The organism is Oleiphilus sp. HI0079 (assembly GCF_001635105.1).
In genome coordinates this window covers 1-805 of record NZ_LWFT01001091.1, presented here as the reverse complement: position 1 = coordinate 805, position 805 = coordinate 1, and the positions used below count along the sequence as shown (strand labels likewise).

Below are 805 nucleotides of genomic sequence, written 5' to 3'. Positions count from 1 at the left end.
CTTTCCTGGTGGGAGAAGAACGCTTGGTTCCTACTTGCCTGCTCGATGTTGCTTTTGGTCTTGGTATTGATTCCTGGGCTGGGGAAAACAGTAAATGGGAGTACAAGATGGATTGCGTTAGGTAGCATCAATATTCAGCCATCAGAACTTGCGAAACTATTTTTAGTCGCCTATTTGGCGGGCTATCTCGTGCGAAGACATGACGAAGTACGTGCATCTTGGTGGGGTTTTGCAAAGCCCATGATTATTCTCACTTTGGCTGCATTTTTATTGTTAAGTGAGCCTGACTTTGGAGCGACGGTGGTGATCGGGTCCGCGTTCATGGGGATGATCTTCCTAAGTGGCGCGCGTCTTCACCAATTCGGTTTATTGGTTGTTGCCTGCATTATCGTGTTGATGCTTCTCATTTGGTCTCAACCGTATCGGATGGAACGGTTGGTAGGATATACCGATCCATGGGCAGATCAATTTGGTTCCGGCTATCAGCTCACTCAATCACTGATTGCCTTTGGTCGGGGTGATGTGGCTGGTGTAGGTCTTGGTAATAGTCTTCAGAAACAGTTCTATCTTCCAGAGGCACATACGGATTTCGTTTTTGCAATTTTGGCCGAAGAATTCGGCTTGATTGGCTCGATTACGATTGTTCTTTTGTTTTCTTTATTGGTCTATCGTGCATTCAAGATCGCACGCGTCGCTGAGCGAAATGCTCTGTTGTTTCATGCGTATTTCGCTTACGGAATCGCAATTTTGCTGGGCGTTCAGGCCAGTATCAATCTGGGTGTAAACATGGGGCTGCTCCCAACCA

1 protein-coding gene is annotated in these 805 nt (G+C 47.0%); it reads left to right on the top strand.

The genetic code is table 11. The features are described 5' to 3' along the window. Positions 1-45: 45 nt before the first annotated feature. Positions 46-805 (top strand): putative peptidoglycan glycosyltransferase FtsW (locus A3750_RS19365; RefSeq protein WP_231871891.1); only part of this gene is annotated, 760 nt, incomplete at its 3' end.